Annotated in this window: 21 protein-coding genes; 14 read left to right on the top strand and 7 right to left on the bottom strand. The window is 60.2% G+C overall.

Annotated features, from left to right (window positions below):
- Nucleotides 1-21 precede the first annotated feature (21 nt).
- Together QPJ95_RS11430 and QPJ95_RS11435 are read left to right on the top strand one after the other, a co-directional pair.
- Nucleotides 22-1,359, top strand: coding sequence for a YeaH/YhbH family protein (locus QPJ95_RS11430; protein WP_270919465.1), 1,338 nt, complete (start codon nucleotides 22-24; stop codon nucleotides 1,357-1,359).
- Nucleotides 1,346-2,854, top strand: a complete 1,509-nt coding sequence (locus QPJ95_RS11435) for a SpoVR family protein (protein WP_270919466.1) — start codon at nucleotides 1,346-1,348, stop codon at nucleotides 2,852-2,854. The genes QPJ95_RS11430 and QPJ95_RS11435 overlap by 14 nt, the downstream gene beginning before the upstream one ends.
- Before the next feature lie 143 nt (nucleotides 2,855-2,997).
- On the opposite strand, the gene QPJ95_RS11440 is transcribed toward QPJ95_RS11435, so the two are convergent.
- On the bottom strand, nucleotides 2,998-4,236 hold the full coding sequence (locus QPJ95_RS11440; RefSeq protein WP_270919467.1) for an MFS transporter: 1,239 nt from the start codon (nucleotides 4,234-4,236) through the stop codon (nucleotides 2,998-3,000).
- A gap of 3 nt (nucleotides 4,237-4,239) precedes the next feature.
- Nucleotides 4,240-4,506: a metal-sensing transcriptional repressor gene (locus QPJ95_RS11445; protein WP_270919468.1), complete on the bottom strand. Its 267-nt coding sequence runs from the start codon at nucleotides 4,504-4,506 to the stop codon at nucleotides 4,240-4,242.
- A 390-nt stretch (nucleotides 4,507-4,896) separates the two neighbouring features.
- Between QPJ95_RS11445 and QPJ95_RS11450 the strand changes: the two genes are divergently transcribed.
- The 6 genes from QPJ95_RS11450 (at nucleotide 4,897) to QPJ95_RS11475 (ending at nucleotide 11,482) form a co-directional block, all read left to right on the top strand.
- Nucleotides 4,897-6,480 carry an ABC transporter substrate-binding protein gene (locus tag QPJ95_RS11450; protein WP_270919469.1) on the top strand — a complete coding sequence of 528 codons (1,584 nt, stop codon included), beginning with the start codon at nucleotides 4,897-4,899 and terminating at the stop codon, nucleotides 6,478-6,480.
- 72 nt (nucleotides 6,481-6,552) lie between these two features.
- Nucleotides 6,553-7,647, top strand: a complete 1,095-nt coding sequence (locus QPJ95_RS11455) for a M24 family metallopeptidase (protein WP_270919470.1) — start codon at nucleotides 6,553-6,555, stop codon at nucleotides 7,645-7,647.
- Nucleotides 7,647-8,654: an ABC transporter permease subunit gene (locus QPJ95_RS11460; protein ID WP_270919471.1), complete on the top strand. Its 1,008-nt coding sequence runs from the start codon at nucleotides 7,647-7,649 to the stop codon at nucleotides 8,652-8,654. The genes QPJ95_RS11455 and QPJ95_RS11460 overlap by 1 nt, the downstream gene beginning before the upstream one ends.
- Nucleotides 8,654-9,550 carry an ABC transporter permease subunit gene (locus tag QPJ95_RS11465; RefSeq protein WP_270919472.1) on the top strand — a complete coding sequence of 299 codons (897 nt, stop codon included), beginning with the start codon at nucleotides 8,654-8,656 and terminating at the stop codon, nucleotides 9,548-9,550. Before QPJ95_RS11460 ends, QPJ95_RS11465 begins: the two co-directional genes overlap by 1 nt.
- A 4-nt stretch (nucleotides 9,551-9,554) precedes the next feature.
- A complete protein-coding gene (locus QPJ95_RS11470; RefSeq protein WP_270919473.1) occupies nucleotides 9,555-10,532 on the top strand; it encodes an ABC transporter ATP-binding protein in 978 nt (325 codons plus the stop codon).
- Complete coding sequence (locus tag QPJ95_RS11475) at nucleotides 10,529-11,482, top strand: dipeptide ABC transporter ATP-binding protein (protein ID WP_270919474.1); 954 nt, start codon at nucleotides 10,529-10,531, stop codon at nucleotides 11,480-11,482. Before QPJ95_RS11470 ends, QPJ95_RS11475 begins: the two co-directional genes overlap by 4 nt.
- Nucleotides 11,483-11,495: 13 nt before the next feature.
- On the opposite strand, the gene QPJ95_RS11480 is transcribed toward QPJ95_RS11475, so the two are convergent.
- The 4 genes from QPJ95_RS11480 to QPJ95_RS11495 form a co-directional block, all read right to left on the bottom strand.
- A complete protein-coding gene (locus QPJ95_RS11480; protein ID WP_270919475.1) occupies nucleotides 11,496-12,158 on the bottom strand; it encodes a GntR family transcriptional regulator in 663 nt (220 codons plus the stop codon).
- A 133-nt stretch (nucleotides 12,159-12,291) separates the two neighbouring features.
- The gene (locus tag QPJ95_RS11485; protein WP_270919476.1) at nucleotides 12,292-12,786 is read right to left on the bottom strand and encodes an SRPBCC family protein; all 495 of its coding nucleotides are present in this window, start codon (nucleotides 12,784-12,786) and stop codon (nucleotides 12,292-12,294) included.
- Nucleotides 12,779-13,150 carry an ArsR/SmtB family transcription factor gene (locus QPJ95_RS11490; RefSeq protein ID WP_270919477.1) on the bottom strand — a complete coding sequence of 124 codons (372 nt, stop codon included), beginning with the start codon at nucleotides 13,148-13,150 and terminating at the stop codon, nucleotides 12,779-12,781. The genes QPJ95_RS11485 and QPJ95_RS11490 overlap by 8 nt, the downstream gene beginning before the upstream one ends.
- A gap of 105 nt (nucleotides 13,151-13,255) precedes the next feature.
- Nucleotides 13,256-14,368 (bottom strand): S-(hydroxymethyl)glutathione dehydrogenase/class III alcohol dehydrogenase, encoded by a 1,113-nt coding sequence (locus QPJ95_RS11495; protein WP_270919495.1) that lies wholly within the window; start codon nucleotides 14,366-14,368, stop codon nucleotides 13,256-13,258.
- 382 nt (nucleotides 14,369-14,750) lie between these two features.
- Here QPJ95_RS11495 and QPJ95_RS11500 point away from each other — a divergent pair, with 382 nt between their 5' ends.
- Nucleotides 14,751-17,252: a heavy metal translocating P-type ATPase gene (locus tag QPJ95_RS11500; protein WP_270919496.1), complete on the top strand. Its 2,502-nt coding sequence runs from the start codon at nucleotides 14,751-14,753 to the stop codon at nucleotides 17,250-17,252.
- A 9-nt stretch (nucleotides 17,253-17,261) separates the two neighbouring features.
- Nucleotides 17,262-17,663, top strand: a complete 402-nt coding sequence (gene cueR / locus QPJ95_RS11505) for a Cu(I)-responsive transcriptional regulator (RefSeq protein WP_270919478.1) — start codon at nucleotides 17,262-17,264, stop codon at nucleotides 17,661-17,663.
- A 117-nt stretch (nucleotides 17,664-17,780) separates the two neighbouring features.
- On the opposite strand, the gene QPJ95_RS11510 is transcribed toward cueR, so the two are convergent.
- On the bottom strand, nucleotides 17,781-18,611 hold the full coding sequence (locus QPJ95_RS11510) for a BKACE family enzyme (protein ID WP_270919479.1): 831 nt from the start codon (nucleotides 18,609-18,611) through the stop codon (nucleotides 17,781-17,783).
- Between the two features lie 461 nt (nucleotides 18,612-19,072).
- Here QPJ95_RS11510 and QPJ95_RS11515 point away from each other — a divergent pair, with 461 nt between their 5' ends.
- Genes QPJ95_RS11515 through QPJ95_RS11530 form a run of 4 tightly spaced genes read left to right on the top strand, consistent with a single transcriptional unit; the run spans nucleotide 19,073 to nucleotide 22,575 of the window.
- The gene (locus QPJ95_RS11515; protein WP_270919480.1) at nucleotides 19,073-19,948 is read left to right on the top strand and encodes a branched-chain amino acid ABC transporter permease; all 876 of its coding nucleotides are present in this window, start codon (nucleotides 19,073-19,075) and stop codon (nucleotides 19,946-19,948) included.
- A 4-nt stretch (nucleotides 19,949-19,952) separates the two neighbouring features.
- Nucleotides 19,953-21,038 carry a branched-chain amino acid ABC transporter permease gene (locus QPJ95_RS11520; RefSeq protein ID WP_270919481.1) on the top strand — a complete coding sequence of 362 codons (1,086 nt, stop codon included), beginning with the start codon at nucleotides 19,953-19,955 and terminating at the stop codon, nucleotides 21,036-21,038.
- On the top strand, nucleotides 21,035-21,802 hold the full coding sequence (locus tag QPJ95_RS11525; protein ID WP_270919482.1) for an ABC transporter ATP-binding protein: 768 nt from the start codon (nucleotides 21,035-21,037) through the stop codon (nucleotides 21,800-21,802). Before QPJ95_RS11520 ends, QPJ95_RS11525 begins: the two co-directional genes overlap by 4 nt.
- On the top strand, nucleotides 21,802-22,575 hold the full coding sequence (locus tag QPJ95_RS11530) for an ABC transporter ATP-binding protein (RefSeq protein WP_270919483.1): 774 nt from the start codon (nucleotides 21,802-21,804) through the stop codon (nucleotides 22,573-22,575). The genes QPJ95_RS11525 and QPJ95_RS11530 overlap by 1 nt, the downstream gene beginning before the upstream one ends.
- Nucleotides 22,576-22,588 lie beyond the last annotated feature (13 nt).

The raw sequence follows: 22,588 nt of genomic DNA on the forward strand, positions 1-22,588 counted from the left end.
CAGCGAAAGGTCGGTGATCAGATGCATCACTTTATTGACAGACGCCGCAACCCAAAGGGCAAGAGCTTGGGAAACCGGCAGCGGTTCTTGCGCCGGGCCCGCGACAACATCAAAGAGCGTGTTGATCAGTCGGTGCGCGGAAAAGCATTGCATCCAGCCGGGGGCGATCCACAGGACGGTGAAAAAGTAACCATTCCCGCCAGGGGGTTAAAGGAACCCCGACTGGCCCACTCGGCCACTGGCGGGCTGCGGCATCATGTGTTGCCGGGAAACAAGGACTATGTGGTCGGCGACACCATTGCGCGCCCACAGGGCGGTACCGGGCAGGGCGGGCGCAAAGCATCCGAGGGCGGCGAGGGAGAAGACGAGTTTTCCTTTACCCTGTCGCAGGATGAATATCTGGAAATCCTGTTTGACGGGCTGGAATTGCCTGACCTGGTTGAGAAAAATACCTTTGAAACAATCACCGTCGGCACCCGCCGGGCCGGGCTGACTACGGCGGGGTCGCCAAATAATCTGAACCTGGTGCGCACCATGCGCAATTCGCTGGGTCGCCGAATTGCCCTGCAACGGCCAAGTCTGGCGGCCCTGCGAGAGGTTGAGGAACAGATTGCCATGCTGGCGGCGAAAGAGCCGCTGACTGCGGTGCAGATGCAGCTGCTGGGCGACTTGCAGGCCCGTCTTGAGATCTTGAAACGCAAGCGCAGGGTGGTTGGATACATTGACCCTCTGGATCTGCGCTATGATACGTTTGTGCCCGAAAAAATACGCAATTCCAAGGCGGTGGTGTTCTGCCTGATGGATGTCTCGGGGTCGATGCAAGAGCGGGAGAAGGATCTGGCAAAGCGGTTTTTTCTGCTGCTGCATCTGTTCCTGTCCCGCGGTTATGAACAGACCGAGATTGTGTTCATCCGCCATACACATCACGCTCAGGAGGTGGACGAGGAGACCTTTTTTTATGCCCGTGAAACCGGCGGCACCATTGTCTCGACGGCGCTGGAACAGATGAAGGAGATCATTGCCGACCGCTATCCGACCGAGGAGTGGAATATCTACGGGGCGCAGGCGTCAGACGGTGAGAATTTTGGCAATGACTCGCTGCGATGCAAGGCGCTGCTGCTCGAAGATCTTCTGCCGCTTTGTCAGTTTTATGCCTATGTCGAGATTGTCGATGAAGACGCCGATATGCTGCTCAGCAACGCGGATGCGGGCGAGGATCTTTGGCAGGCCTACCGACAGGTCAAGGACAAGGTTCAGCACTTTGAAATGCAGCGGGTGTCGCTGCCCTCCCATATTTACCCAATATTCCGGGAGTTCTTTCTTCCCAAGATAAAAGGGGCGCAGAATGCAGGCGGTTAAGACCTCCTCGGATGTGCTGTTTGACGGTCCGGAATGGACCTTTGAACTGCTGGAAAAGGCCCGCGATGTTATTGAGGACATCGCGTTGCAGGATCTGGGGCTGGATGTTTATCCCAACCAGATCGAGATTATCTCGTCCGAGCAGATGCTGGACGCCTATTCCTGCGCTGGGCTGCCGCTGATGTATCAGCACTGGTCTTTTGGCAAGCATTTTGTCCGCGACGAGACCCTGTATCGCACCGGGCGGCAGGGGCTGGCCTATGAGATTGTCATCAACTCGAACCCCTGCATCAGCTACAACATGGAAGAAAACACCATGGCGATGCAGACACTGGTGATGGCGCATGCGGCCTTTGGCCATAACCATTTCTTCAAGAACAACTACCTGTTCCTGCAGTGGACAGATGCGGCGGGGATCCACGATTACCTGGCCTTTGCCAAAAACTATATCGCCGCCTGCGAAGAACGCTATGGGTTGGAGGCCGTCGAAGAGATCCTGGATGCGGCCCATGCGCTGCAGGCGCAGGCGGTGTTTCGTTACGGGCGGCCACCGCAGCCGACGGTTGCTGAGAAAAAGGCGATGCAGCGGGTGCGGGACGGCTATGAAAGCAGCCAGAGCCTGCTGGATCTTTGGACCGACGCCACCATGCGCCGCGAAACCAGCGACGACGGCGACGAGGATCCGGCGATCAGCGCCCGCCAGCGGGAACTGAACCTGCCACAAGAGAACGTCCTGTATTTTCTTGAGAAAAACAGCCCGATCCTAAAACCTTGGCAGCGAGAGATGCTGCGTATTGTCCGCAGTCTGGCGCAGTATCTGTATCCGCAGAAGCAGACCAAGGTGATGAACGAAGGCTGTGCCACCTTTGTGCATTACTACATCATCAACCAATTGTATCAGCATGGGCGGCTGACCCAGGGTGCCTTTATGGAAATGATGCACAGCCATACCAATGTGGTGCTGCAGCCCGATTATGACGATGGGCGCTTTGGCGGGATCAACCCCTATGCGCTGGGCTTTGCGATGATGACGGATATTCGCCGCATCTGCGAAGCCCCGACCGATGAAGACCGCGAATGGTTTCCCGATATTGCCGGCGATCCAAACTGGCGCGGGGTGCTGAAAGACGCTTGGGCGAATTACCGGGACGAGAGTTTCATCCAGCAATTCCTATCCCCACATCTGATCCGCAAATTCAAGCTGTTCACTCTGTCCAATGATGCGGACCGGCCCAATCTGGAGGTCAGCCATATCCACAATCGGGCCGGCTATCGTGACATCCGCCGTGAACTGGCCCGGTCTTATGATCTGGCCTATCTGGAGCCGGATATTCAGGTGACGGATGTCGATCTGCGTGGTGATCGGGAGCTGAAGCTCACTCATTTTGCGCGAAACGGTATTCAGCTGGAGCCGGGCAACCGGGATGAAGTGCTGAAACATGCCCGCAGGCTATGGGGCTACAATGTTGTCATCTCCGTCAAAACGGAGAGCTGAGTCCGTTTGATAACAACCGCAATCCCCGGCGGCGCGCTGACCCCTGGCGGTCTAAATCCGGCTGAGGTGTCGATGGTCTCCGGGCCGCGTCCGGTTCCGCCAGTCAGTTCCGCCAGTCAGTTCCGCCAGTCAGTTCGGGCCAGTCAGTTACGGGACGCGGCAGAGGGATCTCCCGGGTCAGTGGATGGCTCTTGGGCGGGCCATTGTCGCAGGGCATAGAGCAACCCGGCCAGGCCCAATGCGGTTAACCCCCACAGGGCGGGGCCAGTGCCATACTGGCTCAGCAACCAGCCCGAAAGCGGGTAAGTGACCAGCCAGCAGCCATGCGACAGGGTGAACTGGGCGGCAAAGATGGCCGGCCGGTCTTCGGCCTGGGCTGACCGGCGCAGCAACCGTCCCGAGGGGGTGAGGATCGTCGAATAGCCAATGCCAATCCCCAGCCATGCCACCAGCAAGCCAGCCAGTGACAGACCCGCAAGCTGCACCTGCACCGCAAGCAGCGCCAGGGCCGCCAGCGAGATCAACGCGCCTGCGGACATGATCCGCCGGTCTGATGCCAGCGACAGCACCCGGGGAAGGGTCAGGGCCGCCAGCATGGAACCGGCGCCAAAGCTTGCCAGTGCCCAGGCCACCATGTTCTCGTTGAGCCCCAGTTCGCCACGAACCAGCACCACGGTATTGACGATCACCATGGCACCGGTGGCAGAGGCCACCATGCTAAGCCCAAGCAGTCCGCGCAGGCGTGGGGTCTTAAGATACAGGCGCACTCCGCGGGTGGTGCGGTCATAGATGCCGCGCCGGCGTGTCGGTTTGGGGGACGGCAGGGTGATCGAAAGCACCAGCAGGGCCGAGGCGATGAACCCCAGCGCGGTGCCAAAGAACATGGTGCCAAAGGCCATCACCGTCAGCAGGGCTGCTGCCAAAGCGGGGGACAGCAGGCTTTCCAGATCATAGGCCAGCCGCGACAGTGACAGGGCGTTGGTATAGTCCTCTTCGTCGGGCAGCACATCGGGGATCGAGGCCTGAAACGCCGGGGTAAAGGCCGCCGACGAGGCCTGCAGCAGGAAAATCAACACGTAGATCTGCCAGATCTGATCGACAAAGGGCAGCGCCAGTGCCACCGCGGCGCGGATCACATCCAGGCTGACCAGCCAGGCCCGACGCGGCAGCCCCTCGGCCAGGGCCGAGGCAATCGGCGCAATGGTGACATAGCTGAGCATTTTGATGGTCAGCGCGGTCCCTAGCACCAGTCCGGCCCGGTCCCCGGCCAGATCATAGGCCAGAAGGGCAAGCGCAATGGTCGCCAATCCCGTTCCCATCACCGCGATCAGCTGGGCGGCAAATAAATGGCGGTAGGTGCGGTTTTTCAGAATGCTCAGCATGGGTCAAAGATACCTGGTGATGTCCTTGAAGCTCTTGCTGTCAACGATCTCGCCGTTGGGGCCGGGCTCAAGGCAATGGTCGATGTGGTCGTGAATCAGCGCCCGCTTGGCATTGGTCACCGCCTTTTCGACCGCATGAAGTTGTTGGGCGATTTCGCTGCAGGGACGGCCCTCGGCGATCATGTCGATAACGGCGGCAAGGTGACCGTTGGCCCGTTTCAGCCGGGTTGAAATGCGGGGGTGTGAACTGTGTTTTGTAGTTTCTGACATAGCTCATGTATCCCCCCTGGGGGGATGTGGTCAAGCTCGAACTTGACAGGGCGGTATCGGTCATAAACCCCAGTGATGGCAGAAATAATTTAAGAAAAACCATCGCCGTTGCTTTGCAATCACAGGGGGTAAAGCGCTGTAAGCCGTTGAAAATACTATGTTGTTAGCGCTCACGTCATGGTCAGTCAGGGTGAAATGTTCGTTTTGCGCGCGGATTGACATGATGGATTGCAGATTGGATACAATATGCAGTGGCCGAATTCAGAACCGGGTGCGGGAAATAGGCGCAGTCGCTGGGTATACCGTTGTGGGTGATTGCTTGGCTTTGGGGGCGCTATGTCCCCGACTCTCTGGGCTGTGGCGGCCAGAAACAAAAATAGGGAGTTGAAAATGAAAGCTAGGTTTTTGATGGCAGCTGGCGCCTTGGCGCTAAGCACCAGCACCGCCTTTGCCAGCACATTGGTCTATTGTTCCGAAGGCTCGCCCGAGGGATTTGACCCGGCGCTGTTCACCGCAGGCACCACCTTTGATGCCTCGTCGCATCCGATCTATAACCGGCTGCTGGAATTTGAGATCGGCACCACCAATGTGATCCCCGGTCTGGCCGAAAGTGTCGAGGCCAGCGACGATGGGTTGGTCTATACATTCGCGCTGCGTCAGGGGGTAAAGTTTCACTCCAACGATGCCTTCTCGCCAAGCCGGGATTTCAACGCCGACGACGTGATCTTCTCGTTTGAGCGGCAGCGATTGGAGGATCACCCCTATAACAAGGTTTCGGGCGGTACCTGGGAATATTTCTCGGGGATGTCGATGCCGGATCTGATTGATTCAATCGAAAAGGTCGATGATTACACCGTCAAATTCACCCTGACCCGTCCTGAGGCGCCGTTTGTCGCCAATATGGCGATGGATTTTGCCTCGATCCTGTCGGCGGAATATGGCGAAGCGATGTTGGCAGCGGGCACGCCTGAGGCGCTGAATACTGCGCCGGTCGGCACTGGTCCGTTCTCGTTTGTGGCTTACCAAAAAGACGCAGTGATCCGCTATCAGGCCCATGATGCCTATTGGAAGGACAAGGCCGAGATCGACAATCTGATCTTTGCCATCACCCCCGATGCCTCGGTGCGCTATCAAAAGCTGCGGGCGGGTGAATGTCACGTGATGCCCTATCCCAATCCGGCTGACATTGCTGCGATGCAGGAAGATCCCTCGATCAATATGATGGAGCAGGAAGGTCTGAACGTCGGCTATCTGGCCTATAACACCACCATGGCGCCGTTTGACAATCCGAATGTGCGCCGGGCGCTGAACATGGCAATCGACAAGCAGTCGATCATCGACGTGGTGTTCCAGGGCTCCGGGCAGATCGCCAAAAACCCGATCCCGCCAACCATGTGGGGCTATAACTCGGCTGTTGAGGACGACAACTATGATCCCGCTGCGGCCAAGGCGGCGCTGGAAGCTGAAGGTGTCACCGATCTGTCGATGAAGATCTGGGCGATGCCGGTTCAGCGCCCCTATAACCCCAATGCCCGCCGCATGGCTGAACTGCTGCAGGCCGATTTTGCCAAGGTTGGGGTGACGGTGGAAATCGTCACTTACGAGTGGGGTGAGTATCTGTCGCGGTCCAAGGCAATGGATCGGGATGGCGCGGTGCTGCTGGGTTGGACTGGTGACAATGGTGACCCGGACAACTTCCTGGCGGTGTTGCTGGGCTGTGATGGCCGCGAGGCGTCAAACCGGGCGCAGTGGTGCCATCAGCCATTCGAGGATCTGATCCAGAAGGCCAAGATCGTCACCGACGCCGGTGAGCGGACTGCCCTGTATGAAGAAGCGCAGCAAGTGTTCAAAGAGCAGGCGCCCTGGGCGACGATTGCCCACTCGATGGTCTATATGCCGATGAGCACAAAGGTCAGCGGCTTTAAGGTTCACCCACTGGGCGGCCATATCTTCTACGGTGTTTCCGTCGAGTAACACGGTCTGACAATCCGAACCGGGGCCCCGTGGTGGGCCCCGGTTCACAAAAGTACTTTCCGGAGACAAACGATGACACATTCTCTGGCCGAATACCGCCAGTTGGCCAAATCCTTGGCTGTAGATGCACTGGCGCTGGTTCCAGGCCCGAACTTCACACGCGCCCTGGGCCACAGTTTCATGAGCCACGAACGCCCTTTTGTACTGATCATCGCTGCAGACGGCCCTTCCGCCGCTATTGTTCCCAATCTTGAGCTGAGCTCTTGGGATCTGGTTGGCTTTGACGGGTTGGTGTTCGACTGGCGCGATCAGGATGGCTATTCGGATGCCTTTGCGGCGCTGGCACAGCAGATGCCGATGAAACGGCTGGCGGTTGAGGGTCAGGTGATGCGGGTCTTTGTGCATCATGCGTTGAAACAGGCGCTGCCCGCGCTGGAGATCACCGATGCCGAGACAGAGATTTCCGGGTTGCGGATGATCAAGACCGAGGCGGATATTGCCGCGTTGGAGGCGGCCATCGCGCTGTCTGAGCGCGCCTTGCAGCATGTGCTGGACAGTGTGCAAATCGGTCAGACTGAAAAAGAAATCGAAGCCGCGCTGATCCGGGCTTTGTTTGCCGAGGGCGCCGAGGGCATGGCGTTCTCGCCCATAGTTGCTGCCGGCGCCAATTCTGCGATGCCACATGCCCATGCGGGCGGTTACAAAATCCAGCAGGGCGACGCGCTGCTGTTTGATTTTGGCGGTCGCAAAGATGGGTTTGCCGCTGATATCACCCGCACCGTTTTTGTCGGTGAACCCAGCGACGAGGCGCGTGCGGTCTATGACACCGTGCTGGCCGCCAATCTGGCAGGCTTTGACGTCACTCGCGCCGGGGTGACCGCGCATGAGATCGACGATGTTGTCACCGCTGTGCTGGAGGCGTCGCCTTACGGCGACCGGATCCGCACCAAGACCGGTCACGGGCTGGGCCGCGATGTGCACGAGGCCCCCTATATCATGCGCGGCAACCATCAGGTCCTGCCTGCGGGCACCGTCTATACCAATGAACCCGGCCTCTATGAGGTCGGAAATTTTGGCGTGCGCATCGAGGATGATGTGTTGATTACTGAAACCGGATGCCGGTCGCTGACCCAATTCCCCAAAGATCTGATGATTGTAGGCCGCTGATGCTGCGCTATGTACTCTCCCGTCTGCTGACGTTTCTGCCGACCTTCCTTGGCGTGACGCTGATCTCGTTTGCCTTCATCCGGGTGCTGCCCGGAGATCCCATCATCGTCATGGCGGGGGAACGCGGCATGACCGAGGAACGCTATCAGGAGATGGTGGTAAAGCTGGGTTTTGATAAACCGGTGCTGCAGCAATACTGGGACTATCTGACCGGCGTGCTGCAGGGCGATCTGGGCGAGAGCTTTGTCACCAAGCAACCGGTCTGGGACGAATTCTTCAAGCTGTTCCCGGCGACGCTGGAGCTGTCGGCCTGTGCCATGACCTTTGCCATTGCGCTGGGCCTGCCTGCCGGGGTGATCGCCGCCGTCAACCGGGGCAAGTTCTTTGACCGGGCGCTGATGTCCTCGGCGCTGATTGGCTATTCGATGCCGATCTTCTGGTGGGCCTTGCTGCTGATCATCGTGTTCTCGGGCAATCTGGGCTGGACCCCGGTATCTGGGCGCATTGACCTGCTGTATTACTTTGACGATGTCACCGGCTTTATGCTGATCGACAGCCTGCTGTCGGGGCAAGAGGGGGCTTTCAAATCGGCGGTGCGCCACCTGATCCTGCCTACAATCGTGCTGGGCACCATTCCGCTGGCGGTGATCGCCCGGCAGACCCGCTCTGCCATGCTCGAGGTGCTGGGCGAGGATTATATTCGCACCGCCAAGGCCAAAGGCCTGTCGCCGGTCCGCATCAACGGGCTGCACGCGCTGCGCAATGCGCTGATCCCGGTGGTGACGGTGATTGGCCTGTCAGTGGGCACGCTGCTGGCCGGTGCCATCCTGACCGAGACCATTTTCAGCTGGCCGGGCATTGGCAAGTGGATGGTCGATAGTATTTTCCGCCGGGATTACCCGGTGGTGCAGGGCGGACTTTTGATGATTGCGGTGATCGTGATGATCGTGAACCTATCGGTTGATATGCTCTACGGCGTCATCAACCCCAAAATCAGGAAGCGATGATGACGGATCAAACCTCCTCTAACGGTGTAACACGACCTGGCCCGTTGCGCGAATTCTGGTACTACTTTCGCGAAAACCGGGGTGCGGTGTTTGGCTTTTGGTACTTCGTTGGCTTTGTCTTTTGCGCGGCCTTTGCGCCCTGGCTGTCGCCCTATGACCCAACCGAACAATTTCGCGCCTTCATTCTGCAACCGCCGGTTTGGCAAGAGGGCGGCTCTTGGGCGTTCCCTCTGGGCACTGACCCACTGGGCCGGGATATGCTGTCACGATTGATCAGCGGCTCGCGCTATTCGTTCTTTGTCGGCATCGTGGTGGTCAGTATTTCCGCCTCAAGCGGCATTATCCTTGGGCTGCTGTCCGGATTTGCACCGCGCTGGCTGGATTCGATCATCATGCGGGTGATGGATATCATCCTGGCCTTTCCGTCGCTGCTGCTGGCACTGGTGCTGGTGGCCATTCTGGGACCATCGCTGACCAATGCGATGATCGCCATTGCCATCGTGTTCCAGCCGCATTTTGTCCGCCTGACCCGGGCCTCGGTGCTGGCCGAGCGGCAAAAGGACTATGTCACCTCAGCCCGCGTTGCCGGGGCTGGGCTGCGGCGGTTGATGTTTGTCACCGTGTTGCCCAATTGTCTGGCACCGATCATCGTGCAGGGGGCCTTGTCGTTCTCAACCGCCATTCTGGACGCCGCCGCGCTGGGCTTTCTGGGCATGGGGGCGCAGCCGCCCACCCCGGAATGGGGCACCATGCTGGCGGAATCGCGCGAGTTTATTCTACGCGCCTGGTGGGTGGTGACGCTGCCCGGTCTGGTGATCCTGGTGACCGTATTGGCGATTAACCTGATGGGCGACGGTCTGCGCGACGCGCTCGATCCGAAACTAAAGCGGAGCTGAGCTTATGAGCCTGCTGAATATCCGAAATCTGACAGTCGACTTCGCCACCGCCTCGGGCGCGTTTCGGGCGGTGGACGGGGTGGATCTGAGTGTCGACAAGGGCGAGATCGTTGCCATTGTCGGCGAATCCGGCTCGGGCAAATCGGTGTCGATGCTGGCGCTGATGGGGCTGCTGCCCTGGAACGCCAAAATCACCGCGGATGAGCTGATGTTTGAGGGCATCGACCTGCGCCATGTCTCGCCCCGGCAACGTCGTGATATCATCGGCAAGGAAATGGCGATGATCTTTCAGGAACCGATGTCGTCGCTGAACCCCTGTTTCACCGTTGGTTTCCAGATCAAAGAGGCGCTGCGACTGCATCTGGGGCTGGACCGCAAGACCCGCCATCAGCGGGCGATCGAGCTGTTCGAACTGGTTGGCATCCCGGCGGCGGAAACCCGGCTGCGGGCCTTTCCGCACCAGATGTCGGGGGGGATGAACCAGCGGGTGATGATCGCCATGGCGATTGCCTGCAAACCCAAGCTGCTGATCGCGGACGAGCCGACAACGGCGCTGGATGTGACCATTCAGGCGCAGATCCTCGATCTGCTGATGTCGCTGCGGGCGGAAACTGGCATGGGGTTGGTGTTGATCACCCATGATATGGGTGTGGTGGCGGAAACGGCTGAGCGGGTCTCGGTGCAATATGCCGGCCAAAAGGCCGAGGAGCAGATGGTTCGGGATCTGTTCCGCACACCGTTTCACCCCTATACGGCGGCGCTGCTGGCGGCGCTGCCGGAGCGGGCGACAGAGCGGTTTTTGCCGACCATTCCGGGGGTGGTTCCGGGGCAGTTCGACCGACCTTTGGGCTGCTTGTTTGCGCCCCGTTGTGCCTTTGCCCAAGACATCTGCCACAGCACTCCGCCGGTTCCCGGCGGCATTGAGACCGGCATGGCCCGCTGCCATTTCCCGGCCATCGCCAGCAAGGAGGTGGCGCTATGAGCCTGCCCGTCGTTTCCGCCCGTGGCCTGCAACGGTTCTACGATGTCAAAGAGGGTTTTTTGAGCAAGCCCAAAATTCTGCGGGCGCTGTCCGGCATTGATTTTGACCTGCACCCCGGCAAGACTCTGGCCATCGTCGGCGAATCCGGCTGTGGCAAGTCCACCCTAGCGCGGCTGGTCACCATGATCGAACAGCCCAGCGGCGGCACCCTGACGATTGAGGGCAAAGAGGTACAGCCCAGCGACTGGGCGTCCTTGCGCAAATCGGTGCAGATTGTGTTTCAGGACCCCTATGGCTCGCTCAATCCGCGCCAGAGGATCAGCGCCATCCTGACAGAGCCGCTGGTGATCAACCGCCCCGAGATGTCCGCCTCGGAACGCGATGCCAAGGCGCGGGAGATGCTGGCGCTGGTGGGGCTGCGGCCCGAGCATTATGAACGTTACCCGCATATGTTCTCGGGCGGCCAACGGCAGCGGATCTCCATCGCGCGGGCGCTGATGCTGAGCCCTAAAATTCTGGTGCTGGATGAACCGGTTTCGGCGCTGGACGTATCAATCCAGAGCCAGATCCTGAACCTTCTGGTGGAATTGCAGGACCGGCTGGGGCTGGCCTATCTGTTCATCAGCCATGACCTGTCGGTGGTGCGCCATTTCGCCGACGATGTGATCGTGATGTATCTGGGCCGCGCGGTTGAGCGGGCCGACAAGGCGGCGCTGTTTGCTCATCCCCGCCACCCCTATTCCAAGGCGCTGCTGTCGACCACGCCGCGCGCCGACCCGGAGGCAAAGCGCGAGCGGATCAAGCTGGAGGGGGAGCTGCCGTCACCGCTGGATGATCTGCCGGGTTGCGCCTTTGCGCCGCGCTGCTGGCTGGCCCGCGAGGGCTGCCGGGCGCAGCGACCGCAGCTGGAAGGCGACGACCATCAGGTCGCCTGCTTCCATCCGCTGTAGGGTCAAATGCGCCTTAGCCGCCGGATCGCAGTTTTTCCTGCAATGAGGTTTTGGCATCATGGATATGCGCATAGGTGAGCTTGGCTGCCTGTTCGGCATCGCCACTTTCGCAGGCCTTCAGAATGGCCAGATGTTCCTGATTGCTGCGTTCAATGCCATCGGTCATCACCAGCTGCGCCCGCAGGTGACGGTCGATCCGGTCCATCGAGTTTTCGATGACTGAAATATGATAGGGCAAGCCGCTGGCGCCATAGAGTGCGGAGTGGAACCGGCGGTTCAGGTCGCCGTAATCCATCGGGTCCTGGGCGGCGGCGAATTGTTCCAGAAAACCGCGCGCATTGGTCAGGATCTCGGCTGTCATCTTGGGCACCGCAGCGCGGATCACCTCGGGTTCCAGCAGGCAGCGAAAGTCAAAAATCTCGTCGGCTTCCTGCATCGACAGGCAGGCCACCACAGCGCCCTTATAGCGGATCGCTTTGACCAGACCCTGCTGCTCCAGCATGGTGATGGCTTCGCGCACCGGGATCCGCGAGGTGTTGAAGGCGCGGGCGATTTCGTCCTGGCGCAATGGCGCGCCGTCACTTAGCTCGCCCTCGATGATGGATTTGCGGAGCGAGCGAAAGATGATGGTCGCCGCCGAGGCTGACTTGCCGATATCAACGGATTGAAATTTCAAGGTATTTGACCCGTGCTGAAGGTTTTTCTCCGGCAATTATAGCTTTGATGGGGCGCAATGCAATGACACTGCGCCCGCTGTCGAAATCTTGTGCATCTGGCCAAATGGCCCGGTGTCTGGAGGCAGATGAGGCCTAGGCCTGCATCTCGGCCAGAATCTTGGCCAACATGTCCATGCCCGAGGCCCAGCCCTTGTCCATGCCGGCCATTGCGGCGGCAAAACAGGCCAGTTCGGCCGGGCTGGCATTATGGGGCTGCCAGGTCAGTTTGAGCAGGGTCTTGTCGCCTTTTTCGGTGAAGGTGACAGTGGCCAACAACACCCGGGGCCAATCGGGCATCATCGGATTTTCCGCCGCCTCCCAGTCGGCGTTTGCCACCGAGTGCAGCCAGACCAGACGCGCCGGGGGATCAACCTCGGTGTATTCCATCCGCTCGTAGTTAGAGTTGCCGCCCCATTTCATTTCGTTCAGCCAAACCCCGCCGGGGGTCACATCCAGCTGGTGAATGTGTGTCTCCACCCCGGGGCCATACCACTGCGACAGCAGTTTGGCTTCGGTCCATGTGCGCCAGACCAGTTCGCGGGGGGCGTCAAATTCTCGTTCCAAAATATAGGTCGGTAAATCACTCATTTGGAGGCTCCTTTATGTCCGCCTGTTTCAATGTCTCCAGCAGGTCATCCAGCTGATTAAAGCTGGATGACCAAAATTCCTTGAAATCCTCCAGCCAGCTGACCGCCGCCGCCATCGGCTTGGCCTTTAGGCGGGCCGGCCGGCGCTGCTTATCAATGGCGCGTTCGATCAGACCGGCCCGCTCCAGCACTTTCAGGTGCTTTGAAATCGCAGGCTGGCTGATTTCAAATGGCTCAGCCAGCTCATTCACTCCGGCGTCCCCAGCCGCCAGCCTGGACAGAATGGCACGGCGGGTGGGGTCTGCCAGCGCGGCAAAAATGGCATCCAGGTTCTGCACTGGGACGGCGGGGTTTGATAGCTGCATAACCAAATGGTTATATAGAAGGAGGTTGTGAGTCAACAGGGCACAAAAAAACGCAGGCCAGAGCGGCCTGCGTTTTCAACATTTCAATTCACGAAGATGGTGGTTTTAAAATTCCACTACGGCGCGGATGCTTTCGCCTTTGTGCATCAGCTCAAAGCCCTCGTTGATTTGGTCCAGCGTCAGCTTGTGGGTGATCATCGGGTCGATCTCAATCTTGCCGTCCATGTACCAATCAACGATTTTCGGCACATCGGTGCGACCGGAGGCGCCACCAAAAGCAGTCCCGCGCCAGGACCGGCCGGTGACCAGCTGGAACGGACGGGTCGAGATCTCGGCGCCCGCCGGAGCCACGCCGATGATGATGCTTTCGCCCCAACCTTTGTGCGACGCCTCAAGTGCGGTGCGCATCACGTTGACGTTGCCGGTGGCATCAAAGGTGTAATCGGCACCGCCGCCGGTCAGCTCAACCAGATGCGCCACCAGATCGCCCTCGACATCGGCCGGATTGACATAATGGGTCATGCCAAAATGGGTCGCCATCTCAACCTTGCCGGGGTTCAGGTCAACGCCAACAATCTGATCGGCGCCGGCCAGACGCAATCCCTGAACCACGTTCAGGCCAATGCCGCCCAGTCCAAACACAATGGCGGTGGAGCCGATTTCAACCTTGGCAGTGTTGATCACCGCGCCGATGCCGGTGGTGACGCCGCAACCGATGTAGCAGATTTTGTCAAATGGTGCGTCCTTGCGGACCTTGGCCAGGGCGATTTCCGGCACCACGGTGTGGTTGGCGAATGTCGAACAGCCCATGTAGTGATGGATCGGGGTGCCATCCAGCATCGAGAACCGGGTGGAGCCATCCGGCAGCAGGCCGGCGCCCTGGGTCGAGCGGATCGACTGGCACAGGTTGGTCTTGGGGTTCAGGCAGTAGTCACATTCGCGACATTCGGGGGTATAAAGCGGGATCACGTGATCGCCAACTTCCAGGCTGGTGACGCCCTCGCCAATCTCGATCACGATGCCGGCGCCCTCGTGGCCCAGGATGGCGGGAAAGATACCTTCGGGATCATCGCCCGAGCGGGTGAATTCATCGGTGTGACACAGGCCAGTGGCCTTGATCTCCACCAGAACTTCGCCGGCTTTGGGGCCTTCGAGGTTTACTTCCATGACCTGCAGGGGCTGACCCGCTGCAACGGCAACGGCGGCGCGTGTTCTCATCATTTCAATATCCCTTATTGTTAGCGGTACCCAGCTGAAACGCAGGGTGTCGGTTTGAAGATGTCAATAAAAGGCGGCCGGCTGGCTGTGCCCTTTCATAGCTGTTCTACGACCTACCCAAGCGGCTCCGTCAGTGCAAGTTCGTCTCCCATGCACATAACATTTTCCGGCCCTGGCATGAGCCGCAAGGGCGACAGTTGGCTGGAATACTGCGGCATTTGACCGGCGCGAGCGGTTTTTTTGCGGCGACAGGTCACTCGCAAGATCGGGGTCGCTACAGTTTTGCGCCGGATTGGGCAGATTCTTGGCACCGCCCCCTTGACCTTCCCGTGACTGGAACCCTCATATGGAGGAGGATTGAATGATAGCCAAAGGGTTTCCCATGTCCGACAGCACTCAGATTACACTGAAATTATCCGGTCTCAGCTGTGCAAGCTGCGTCACTCGGGCCGAACGCGCGCTGTCTGCCGTTGCCGGAGTGAAGGAGGTTTCGGTCAATCTGGCCAATGCCACCGCTCAGGTCACCGGCGCCGCAGACCTGCCGCCACATGCGCTGGCAGATGCGCTGGCGGATGCGGGCTATCCGGCTGTCGAGGCCCAGGTCTCGCTGCGGATTGATAACCTCAGCTGTGCCTCTTGTGTTGGCCGCGCCGAGCGCGCCTTGCAAGAGGTCCCCGGAGTGATTGAGGCCAGCGTCAATCTGGCCAGCCAAAGCGCCGAAGTGCGCTATCTGTCCGGCAGCACCAGCGGTGGCGACCTTGCCAGAGCGGTCACCGCTGCGGGCTATCCGGGGCATGTGCGACAGCACGAGATAGATGAGCAGGCGCAGGGTGATCAGCGCAGGGATGATGAAATTCAGCAGCTTGGGCGGCAGGTGTTGGTTGCCGGATTGCTGACGCTACCGGTGTTCGCGATCGAAATGGGCGGTCATATGATCCCGGCGCTGCATCACTGGATTGTGGCGACGATTGGCCAGCAGACCAGTTACCTGCTGCAATTTGTCCTGACCACGGCTGTTCTGGTCGGGCCGGGGCGGGGGTTCTACGTCAAAGGGTTCGCGGCGCTCATGCGGGCGGCGCCGGATATGAACTCGCTGGTGGCGATAGGGACGGCGGCGGCCTACGGCTTTTCTCTGGTCTCGACATTTGCGCCAGGGCTGCTGCCCGCCGGCGCCGCCAATGTCTATTACGAGGCCGCCGCGGTGATTGTGGTGCTGATCCTGCTGGGCCGCTGGCTCGAGGCGCGCGCCAAGGGGCGCACCGGCGCGGCAATCCGCAAGCTGGTCGGGCTGCAGGCCCAAAGTGCGCTGGTGATCGTCGACGGCAAAGCGGTGGAGACTGCGATTGAGCAGATTTCCGTCGGGGACCTGATCCGCACCCTACCGGGGGAGCGCATCGCAGTGGACGGCGAGATCACCTCGGGGCAGTCTTACGTGGACGAGAGCATGATCACGGGCGAGCCGGTGCCGGTTGCCAAATCTACAGGCGATCCGGTCACTGCTGGCACGGTGAATGGCAATGGTGGCATTGAATATAGGGCAACCCGGGTTGGTCGCGATACCCTGCTGGCGCAGATCATCCAAATGGTCGAGCGGGCGCAGGGGGCCAAACTGCCGGTGCAGGGTCTGGTTGACCGGATCACCCTGTGGTTTGTGCCCGCTGTGATCGCGGCGGCGGCGCTGACCATTGTGGCCTGGTTGCTGTTTGGCCCCGATCCGGCGCTGTCCTTTGCCCTGGTGGCCGGGGTCTCGGTGCTGATCATTGCCTGCCCCTGTGCCATGGGGCTGGCGACGCCGACCTCGATCATGGTGGGCACCGGGCGCGCCGCTGAAATGGGGGTGCTGTTTCGCAAGGGCGATGCGCTGCAGCAATTGCAACAGATCAGGCTGGTGGCACTGGACAAAACCGGCACACTGACCATGGGACAGCCAAGCCTGACCACATTCACCTGCGCCGAAGGATACAGCCGCGACACTGTGTTGCCGCTGGTGGCAGCAGCCGAGAGCCAGTCCGAGCACCCGATTGCCCGGGCCTTGGTGGCGGCGGCTGGCCCGGATCTTGCAGCGGCCAGCAATGTCGAGGCGATCCCCGGATATGGGCTGCGGGCTGAGGTTGACGGTCAGAGCCTGTTGATCGGAGCCGACCGGCTGATGCGGCGCGAAGGCATCGAGATCGGCGACCTTGCAGAGGTCGGGGCGGCTTTGGCCAAACGCGGCGAGACGCCTCTTTATGCGGCAATAGAGGGCCGGATCGCCGCGGTGATCGCCGTGGCCGACCCGATCAAACAGGGGACACGCGCCGCAATCCAGGCCTTTCACCAGCAGGGACTCAAGGTGGCAATGATCACCGGTGACAATGCCGCGACCGCAGCTGTGATTGCCGCCGATCTGGGGCTCGACCTGGTCAGATCCGAATGCCTCCCGGCGCAAAAGGTCGAGGTGCTAAAGCAGTTGCAATCCGAACATGGGGCGGTGGCTTTTGTCGGCGACGGCATCAATGATGCGCCGGCCCTGGCCACCGCCGGGGTGGGGATTGCCATCGGCACCGGCACTGACGTCGCCATCGAGGCGGCCGATGTGGTGCTGATGTCCGGCGACCTGCGCGGCGTGGTCAATGCGCTGATGGTCAGCCGCGCCACCATGCGCAACATCCGCCAGAACCTGCTCTGGGCCTTTGGCTATAACGTGCTGCTGATACCGGTTGCGGCGGGTGTTCTGTACCCGCTGGGCGGGCCACTTCTCTCACCGGCACTGGCCGCCGGGGCCATGGCCCTGTCCAGCGTCTTTGTGCTCAGCAACGCGCTGCGCCTGCGCCGCTTGCGCCCGGCACTGACCGAAACAGCCTCAGCCCCCGATGCGGTGCTGGTGGCAAATCCCGCAGCATAGGAGCCAGCCATGAACATCGGAGACGTCTCTGCCCGCTTGGGGCTGCCCGCCAAGACCATTCGCTACTACGAGGAGATCGGCTTGATCAAACCGCTGCGCTCCACCAATGGCTATCGCAGCTTTGTCGCCTCAGATGTGCACCGGCTGGCCTTTCTGGGCCGGGCCCGGGCGCTGGGCTTTAGCATTGACGACTGCCGCACCCTGATGGCGCTCTACCACGACGAAAGCCGCGCCAGCGCCGATGTCAAAGATCTTGCCAAGGATCACCTGGGCAAGATCGAAGCCAAGATCCGCGATTTGCAGATGATGCACGCAACCCTGAGCGAACTGGTGCAAAGCTGCGCCGGCGATAACCGCCCCGATTGCCCCATCCTGAGCGACCTGTCCGGCCTCAGCGCGGCAATCGGCTAAAGCCCCGAAGCCCAGCCCCGAAGCCCAACCCTAAAACCCATGTGGGCCCAGGCTTCTTTTTGCTAAAAATACTCAATCCAACCGTCGCCACCAATGCATCACTGGCGGCGGTTCGGATCAGTCAGGGCGCAGCCCTAGAATCTGGCGCGCCTGGCTCCAGCTGGCGACCGGGCGCTCATATTTCTCACATAGCTCAGCCGCCCGGGTGACCAGCGCCGCATTGGAGGGTGCCAGCGTGTCGCGGTTCAGACGCATATTGTCTTCCAGCCCGGTGCGGGTGTGACCGCCGGCGGCAATCGCCCATTCATTGACCAGGATCTGTCCGGCGCCAACACCGGCGCCGCACCACTGGGCCTCGGGCGCCAGTCGCTGCATGGTTTTGACGTAGTAATCAAACACATCCTTGTCCACTGGCATGGCGTTTTTCACCCCCATCACAAACTGCACATACAGCGGGCCGGCAATGCGCCCGTCGCGGCTCATCTTCACCGCCTGATGGATATGCGACAGATCAAAAGCCTCGATCTCGGGTTTGACCTCATATGTGCGCATCTCCGAGGCCAGCCAATCCACCAGATCCGGCGCGTTTTCATAGACCCGGGTGGGGAAATTGTTCGACCCCACCGACAGCGACGCCATGTCGGGGCGCAGCGGCAACATGCCACCGCGGTCCTTACCGGCGCCGGATCTGCCGCCGGTGGACAGCTGCACGATCATGCCGGGACAATGCTTGTGCAGACCTTCCATCAGGCGGCCAAATTTCTCTGGATCCGAGGTCGGGGTCTCGTCGTCATTGCGCACATGACAATGGGCGATCGAGGCACCGGCCTCAAACGATGCATGGGTGCTTTCGATCTGTTCGGAAATGGTCACCGGCACTGCAGGATTGTTTTCCTTGCGCGGGACCGAACCGGTGATGGCGACGCAGATGATACAGGGGGTACTCATGAGTTGATCCTAGATGTCAGTAACCACAATGTCGTGTCCGCCATGACGGCGGATATCGAAACGTTAAACCGTTGTAGCATGAGGTTCCACAGGCTGTGCAATCACTGTTTTTGCAATGCTGCTGCCATTCGTCCCGATTGAAATCAGGATCAACAGGGCCCTGCATCGGCTGATCTGCTGGCCGCAGCTTGCATTGCCAGAGCAAAGGATCTTGCTTGATGGCTGGGGAAATAGTGCTTTGCGCATTGGGGGATTCAACCGATGCTTGTGCGGCACAACGACGTTTTTACCGTATTTTTGTTTAGCCGTTTTTGTTGACAGGTAAAAAAATGACTCGCTACTCTGATTTTGACGCCCCTTGGGTTGGTGCTTGCAGGGCAGACCCGACCCAAAACCAATAGGGCGCGACCCGTCCGGCAACGTCCGGACAACACAGCGCTCTTTGGGGCGGGGGGGACAATTTGGACGTTTTGCAACTGCTGGTGAGCGGCCTGGCAAATGGTTGTGTTTACGGGTTGATCGCGCTTGGATTTGTGCTGATCTACAAGGCAACCGAGGCGGTGAATTTCGCCCAGGGTGATTTCATGATGCTGGGGGCCTTTATCACCCTGGGCCTGACCAATGCCGAATACATGCATCTGCCGTTCTGGCTGGCGGCGCCGCTGGCGATCATGATCATGGCAGTGCTGGGCTATCTGCTGCATTTCTTCGTGCTGCGACATCTGTTTGGCCAGAGCCAGACCGCAGTGGTGATCCTGACCATCGCGCTGGGCTTTGTAATCCGTTTTGTCGCCGGGGTGATCTGGGGCCATGAACCACAGACACTGGCAAGCCCGCTGGCGATTGGAGACCTCCGGCTGGGCGGAGTGGTGCTGGGTCTGGCTGATGTGGCGGTGATTGTGGTGACGGTGCTGATGACGCTGTTGCTGTACCAGTTCTTTCAGCGCACTAAGCTGGGTCTGGCCATGCAGGCGGCCAGTCAGAACCAGATGGCGGCCTATTACATGGGCATCCCGGTGAAACGGGTGCAGGGGCTGGTCTGGGGTTTGTCCGGTGCCACTGCGGCGGTGGCGGGCATTCTGTTCGCCTCCAAGGGCGCCATAGACCCTAATGTGGGGCTGTTGGGCATCAAGGCCTTTGCGGCGGCGGTGATCGGCGGCTTTGGCTCTCTGCCCGGTGCGCTGGTTGGCGGGCTGATCGTCGGGGTGATCGAACCCTTTGCCTCGCGCTATTTCGCGGCGGGGTATTCACAGATCGCACCCTATGCCCTGTTGCTGATTGTCCTGGTGGTGCGGCCACACGGGCTGTTCGCCCAGGTGCGGATCAAGAAGGTCTGATCCCATGCGCATCCTGTTCAAAACCTCTTACAACGATGACATCCGCCTGTTCCCGGATCGCTGGGTGCTGCTGGTCTACGGCGCGCTGCTGGCGCTGGCGTTTGCACTGCCGCTGCTGCTGGACGAGTTCTATATAGGTGAGGTCACCAATGTGCTGATCTGGGCCATTGCCGGCCTGGGGCTGATGTTGCTGACCGGCCAGACCGGCCAGGTCAGTTTGGGCCATGCGGCCTTTCTGGCGATCGGCTGTTACAGCAACACCATCCTGATCGAGATGGGGCTGCCGTTTATCCTGGCCTTTCCGCTGGCCGGGGTGATTACCGGCATTGTCGGTGCAATCATCGCCATCCCGGCGCTGCGGCTGCATGGGATCTATCTGGCGATTGCCACCATTGCGCTGTCGGTGCTGGCCGATGATATCATCGTGCTGCTGGATCCCTGGACCGGTGGCGTGTCTGGCAAATTCCCCGAAATGATCACTATATTCGGGCTGCAGGTTGAGCGCTGGACGATGCCGGTGCGGTTCTACTATCTGGTGCTGGCGGTGACGGTCATCTGCACCCTGTTCTACCGCAACCTGCTGCGCTCTCCGCTGGGCCGGGCCTTTGCGGCGGTGCGCGACAGCGAGGTTTCCGCGACCGCGATGGGGGTGCATATCCTGCGCACCAAATGCAAGGCCTTTGGGCTGTCCTGCATGATCACCGGCTGGGCCGGGGCTTTGATGGGCTATTACGCCGGCGCCTTCAACAACGAGACGTTTTCGCTGGTGATTTCGATCACCCTGCTGATGATGATCGTGATTGGTGGGCTGGGGTCGATCCACGGCGCCTTCTTTGGCGCGGTGGTGGTGGCGTTTCTGCCGCAGGTGCTGTCGATCCTGAGGGGCGCGGTGCTGGGCGGCGGGGTTGCCATTCCGGGGCTGGAGACCGGGGTGTTCGGGATGATCCTGATCCTGTTCATCCTGTTTGAGCCGATGGGTCTCTATGGCCGCTGGCTGAAAATCCGCATCTGGTTTGAGCTGTTCCCGTTCGCGCGCAAAGACATGTTCCGCCGCCAGAAATCTTATCTGAAAACGGAGCGCCTGCGATGAGCCTGCTGCAGATCAAAGATGCGACGCTGAAATTTGGCGGCGTGGTGGCGGTGAACGATCTCAGCTTCTCGGTCAACGAGGGCGAGGTCTATGCCATCGTCGGCCCAAACGGCGCCGGTAAATCCACTGTCTTCAACCTGATCTCGCGGTTCTACCAGCCGCATTCCGGCAGCTTCACCTTTGACGGTCAGGATCTGCTGCAGCGCAAGGCGGATCAGGTGGCGGACCTAGGCATCGCCCGAACCTTTCAGAATATTGAGCTGTTTGAGCATGCCACCGTGTTGCAGAACCTGCTGGTAGGGCGGCACCGGCACCGCAAGACCTCCCTGGTTGAGGAGCTATTTTTCACCTCCCGAGTGCGGCGTGAAGAGATCGCCCACCGTGAGGCGGTGGAAGAGGTGATCGATTTTCTCGACCTGCAGCCCTACCGCGACAAAATGATTGCCGGGCTACCTTATGGCATACGCAAGGTGGTGGAACTGGGGCGTGCGCTGGCGTCAGGACCGCGAATGTTGCTGCTGGATGAACCGGCCTCGGGGCTGTCGGTCGAGGAAACCCAGGACATGCGCTGGTGGATTGACGACATCCGCAAGCAGATGGGCATTACCGTGCTGATGGTGGAACATGACATGGGGCTGGTGTCCTCTGTCTGTGACCGGGTGCTGGCGCTGGCCGATGGGGCTAAGCTGGCCGAGGGCACTCCGGCGCAGGTGCAGGCCGATCCGGCGGTGATCGAGGCTTACCTGGGCGCGGGGGCAGTGTGATGGGACAGGCGCTGCTGGAGATCCGGAACCTGGAGAGCTTTTACGGGCCGATCATGGCGATCCGCGGCGTGTCGCTGAAGGTTGAAACGGGCCAGATCGTCACCGTGCTGGGCGCCAATGGGGCCGGGAAATCGACCCTGTTAAAGACCATTTCGGGCATTATGGAGCCGGAAAAGGGCCAGGTGCTGTTCAAGGGCAGTGAAATTCAGGGGCAAGAACCCCATAAGATTGTGCAACAGGGCATCGTGCATGTGCCCGAGGGCCGCGAGGTGTTTCCGCTGCTGACGGTGGACGAGAACCTGACGCTGGGGGCCTATACCCGCCATGACCGGGCCGGGATACAGCGCGACCGCGAGATGGTGTTTGAGTATTTCCCCATGTTGGCGGCGCGGCGCGGCCAGGAGGCGGGCACCCTGTCGGGGGGGCAGCAGCAGATGCTGGCGATTGGCCGCGGGCTGATGCTGCGGCCCGTGATCATGTTGCTGGACGAGCCGTCACTGGGGCTGTCGCCGCTATTGGTGCAAGAGATCTTTGCCATCCTGCGGCGGCTGAACGCGGACGAACAGGTGACGATGATGCTGGTGGAGCAGAACGCCCGCATTGCACTGGAGTTGGCGGATGTTGGCTATGTGATGGAGATCGGCCGCATTGTGATGGACGGCAGTGCTGACCGGTTGATGGAAAGCGAGGACATCAAGGCGTTCTATCTGGGCCAGCAACAGGCGGGCCAACGGGGCGAGCGGCGCTGGAAACGCAAGAAGACCTGGCGATAGGGAGGGCAAGGGC

The sequence above is a fragment of the Parasedimentitalea psychrophila genome (assembly GCF_030285785.1).
Classification (GTDB): domain Bacteria; phylum Pseudomonadota; class Alphaproteobacteria; order Rhodobacterales; family Rhodobacteraceae; genus Parasedimentitalea; species Parasedimentitalea psychrophila.

Excerpts from the sequence above, each read along its gene's own strand:
- QPJ95_RS11510 (WP_270919479.1), bottom strand. The coding sequence starts at position 18,611 with ATGAGTACCCCCTGTATCATCTGCGTCGCCATCACCGGTTCGGTCCCG.
- QPJ95_RS11475 (WP_270919474.1), top strand. The coding sequence starts at position 10,529 with ATGAGCCTGCCCGTCGTTTCCGCCCGTGGCCTGCAACGGTTCTACGAT.
- QPJ95_RS11490 (WP_270919477.1), bottom strand. The coding sequence starts at position 13,150 with ATGCAGCTATCAAACCCCGCCGTCCCAGTGCAGAACCTGGATGCCATT.
- QPJ95_RS11450 (WP_270919469.1), top strand. The coding sequence starts at position 4,897 with ATGAAAGCTAGGTTTTTGATGGCAGCTGGCGCCTTGGCGCTAAGCACC.
- QPJ95_RS11435 (WP_270919466.1), top strand. The coding sequence starts at position 1,346 with ATGCAGGCGGTTAAGACCTCCTCGGATGTGCTGTTTGACGGTCCGGAA.
- QPJ95_RS11465 (WP_270919472.1), top strand. The coding sequence starts at position 8,654 with ATGACGGATCAAACCTCCTCTAACGGTGTAACACGACCTGGCCCGTTG.
- QPJ95_RS11500 (WP_270919496.1), top strand. The coding sequence starts at position 14,751 with ATGTCCGACAGCACTCAGATTACACTGAAATTATCCGGTCTCAGCTGT.
- cueR (WP_270919478.1), top strand. The coding sequence starts at position 17,262 with ATGAACATCGGAGACGTCTCTGCCCGCTTGGGGCTGCCCGCCAAGACC.
- QPJ95_RS11495 (WP_270919495.1), bottom strand. The coding sequence starts at position 14,368 with ATGAGAACACGCGCCGCCGTTGCCGTTGCAGCGGGTCAGCCCCTGCAG.
- QPJ95_RS11460 (WP_270919471.1), top strand. The coding sequence starts at position 7,647 with ATGCTGCGCTATGTACTCTCCCGTCTGCTGACGTTTCTGCCGACCTTC.
- QPJ95_RS11530 (WP_270919483.1), top strand. The coding sequence starts at position 21,802 with ATGGGACAGGCGCTGCTGGAGATCCGGAACCTGGAGAGCTTTTACGGG.
- QPJ95_RS11520 (WP_270919481.1), top strand. The coding sequence starts at position 19,953 with ATGCGCATCCTGTTCAAAACCTCTTACAACGATGACATCCGCCTGTTC.
- QPJ95_RS11485 (WP_270919476.1), bottom strand. The coding sequence starts at position 12,786 with ATGAGTGATTTACCGACCTATATTTTGGAACGAGAATTTGACGCCCCC.
- QPJ95_RS11445 (WP_270919468.1), bottom strand. The coding sequence starts at position 4,506 with ATGTCAGAAACTACAAAACACAGTTCACACCCCCGCATTTCAACCCGG.
- QPJ95_RS11440 (WP_270919467.1), bottom strand. The coding sequence starts at position 4,236 with ATGCTGAGCATTCTGAAAAACCGCACCTACCGCCATTTATTTGCCGCC.
- QPJ95_RS11455 (WP_270919470.1), top strand. The coding sequence starts at position 6,553 with ATGACACATTCTCTGGCCGAATACCGCCAGTTGGCCAAATCCTTGGCT.
- QPJ95_RS11470 (WP_270919473.1), top strand. The coding sequence starts at position 9,555 with ATGAGCCTGCTGAATATCCGAAATCTGACAGTCGACTTCGCCACCGCC.
- QPJ95_RS11525 (WP_270919482.1), top strand. The coding sequence starts at position 21,035 with ATGAGCCTGCTGCAGATCAAAGATGCGACGCTGAAATTTGGCGGCGTG.
- QPJ95_RS11430 (WP_270919465.1), top strand. The coding sequence starts at position 22 with ATGCATCACTTTATTGACAGACGCCGCAACCCAAAGGGCAAGAGCTTG.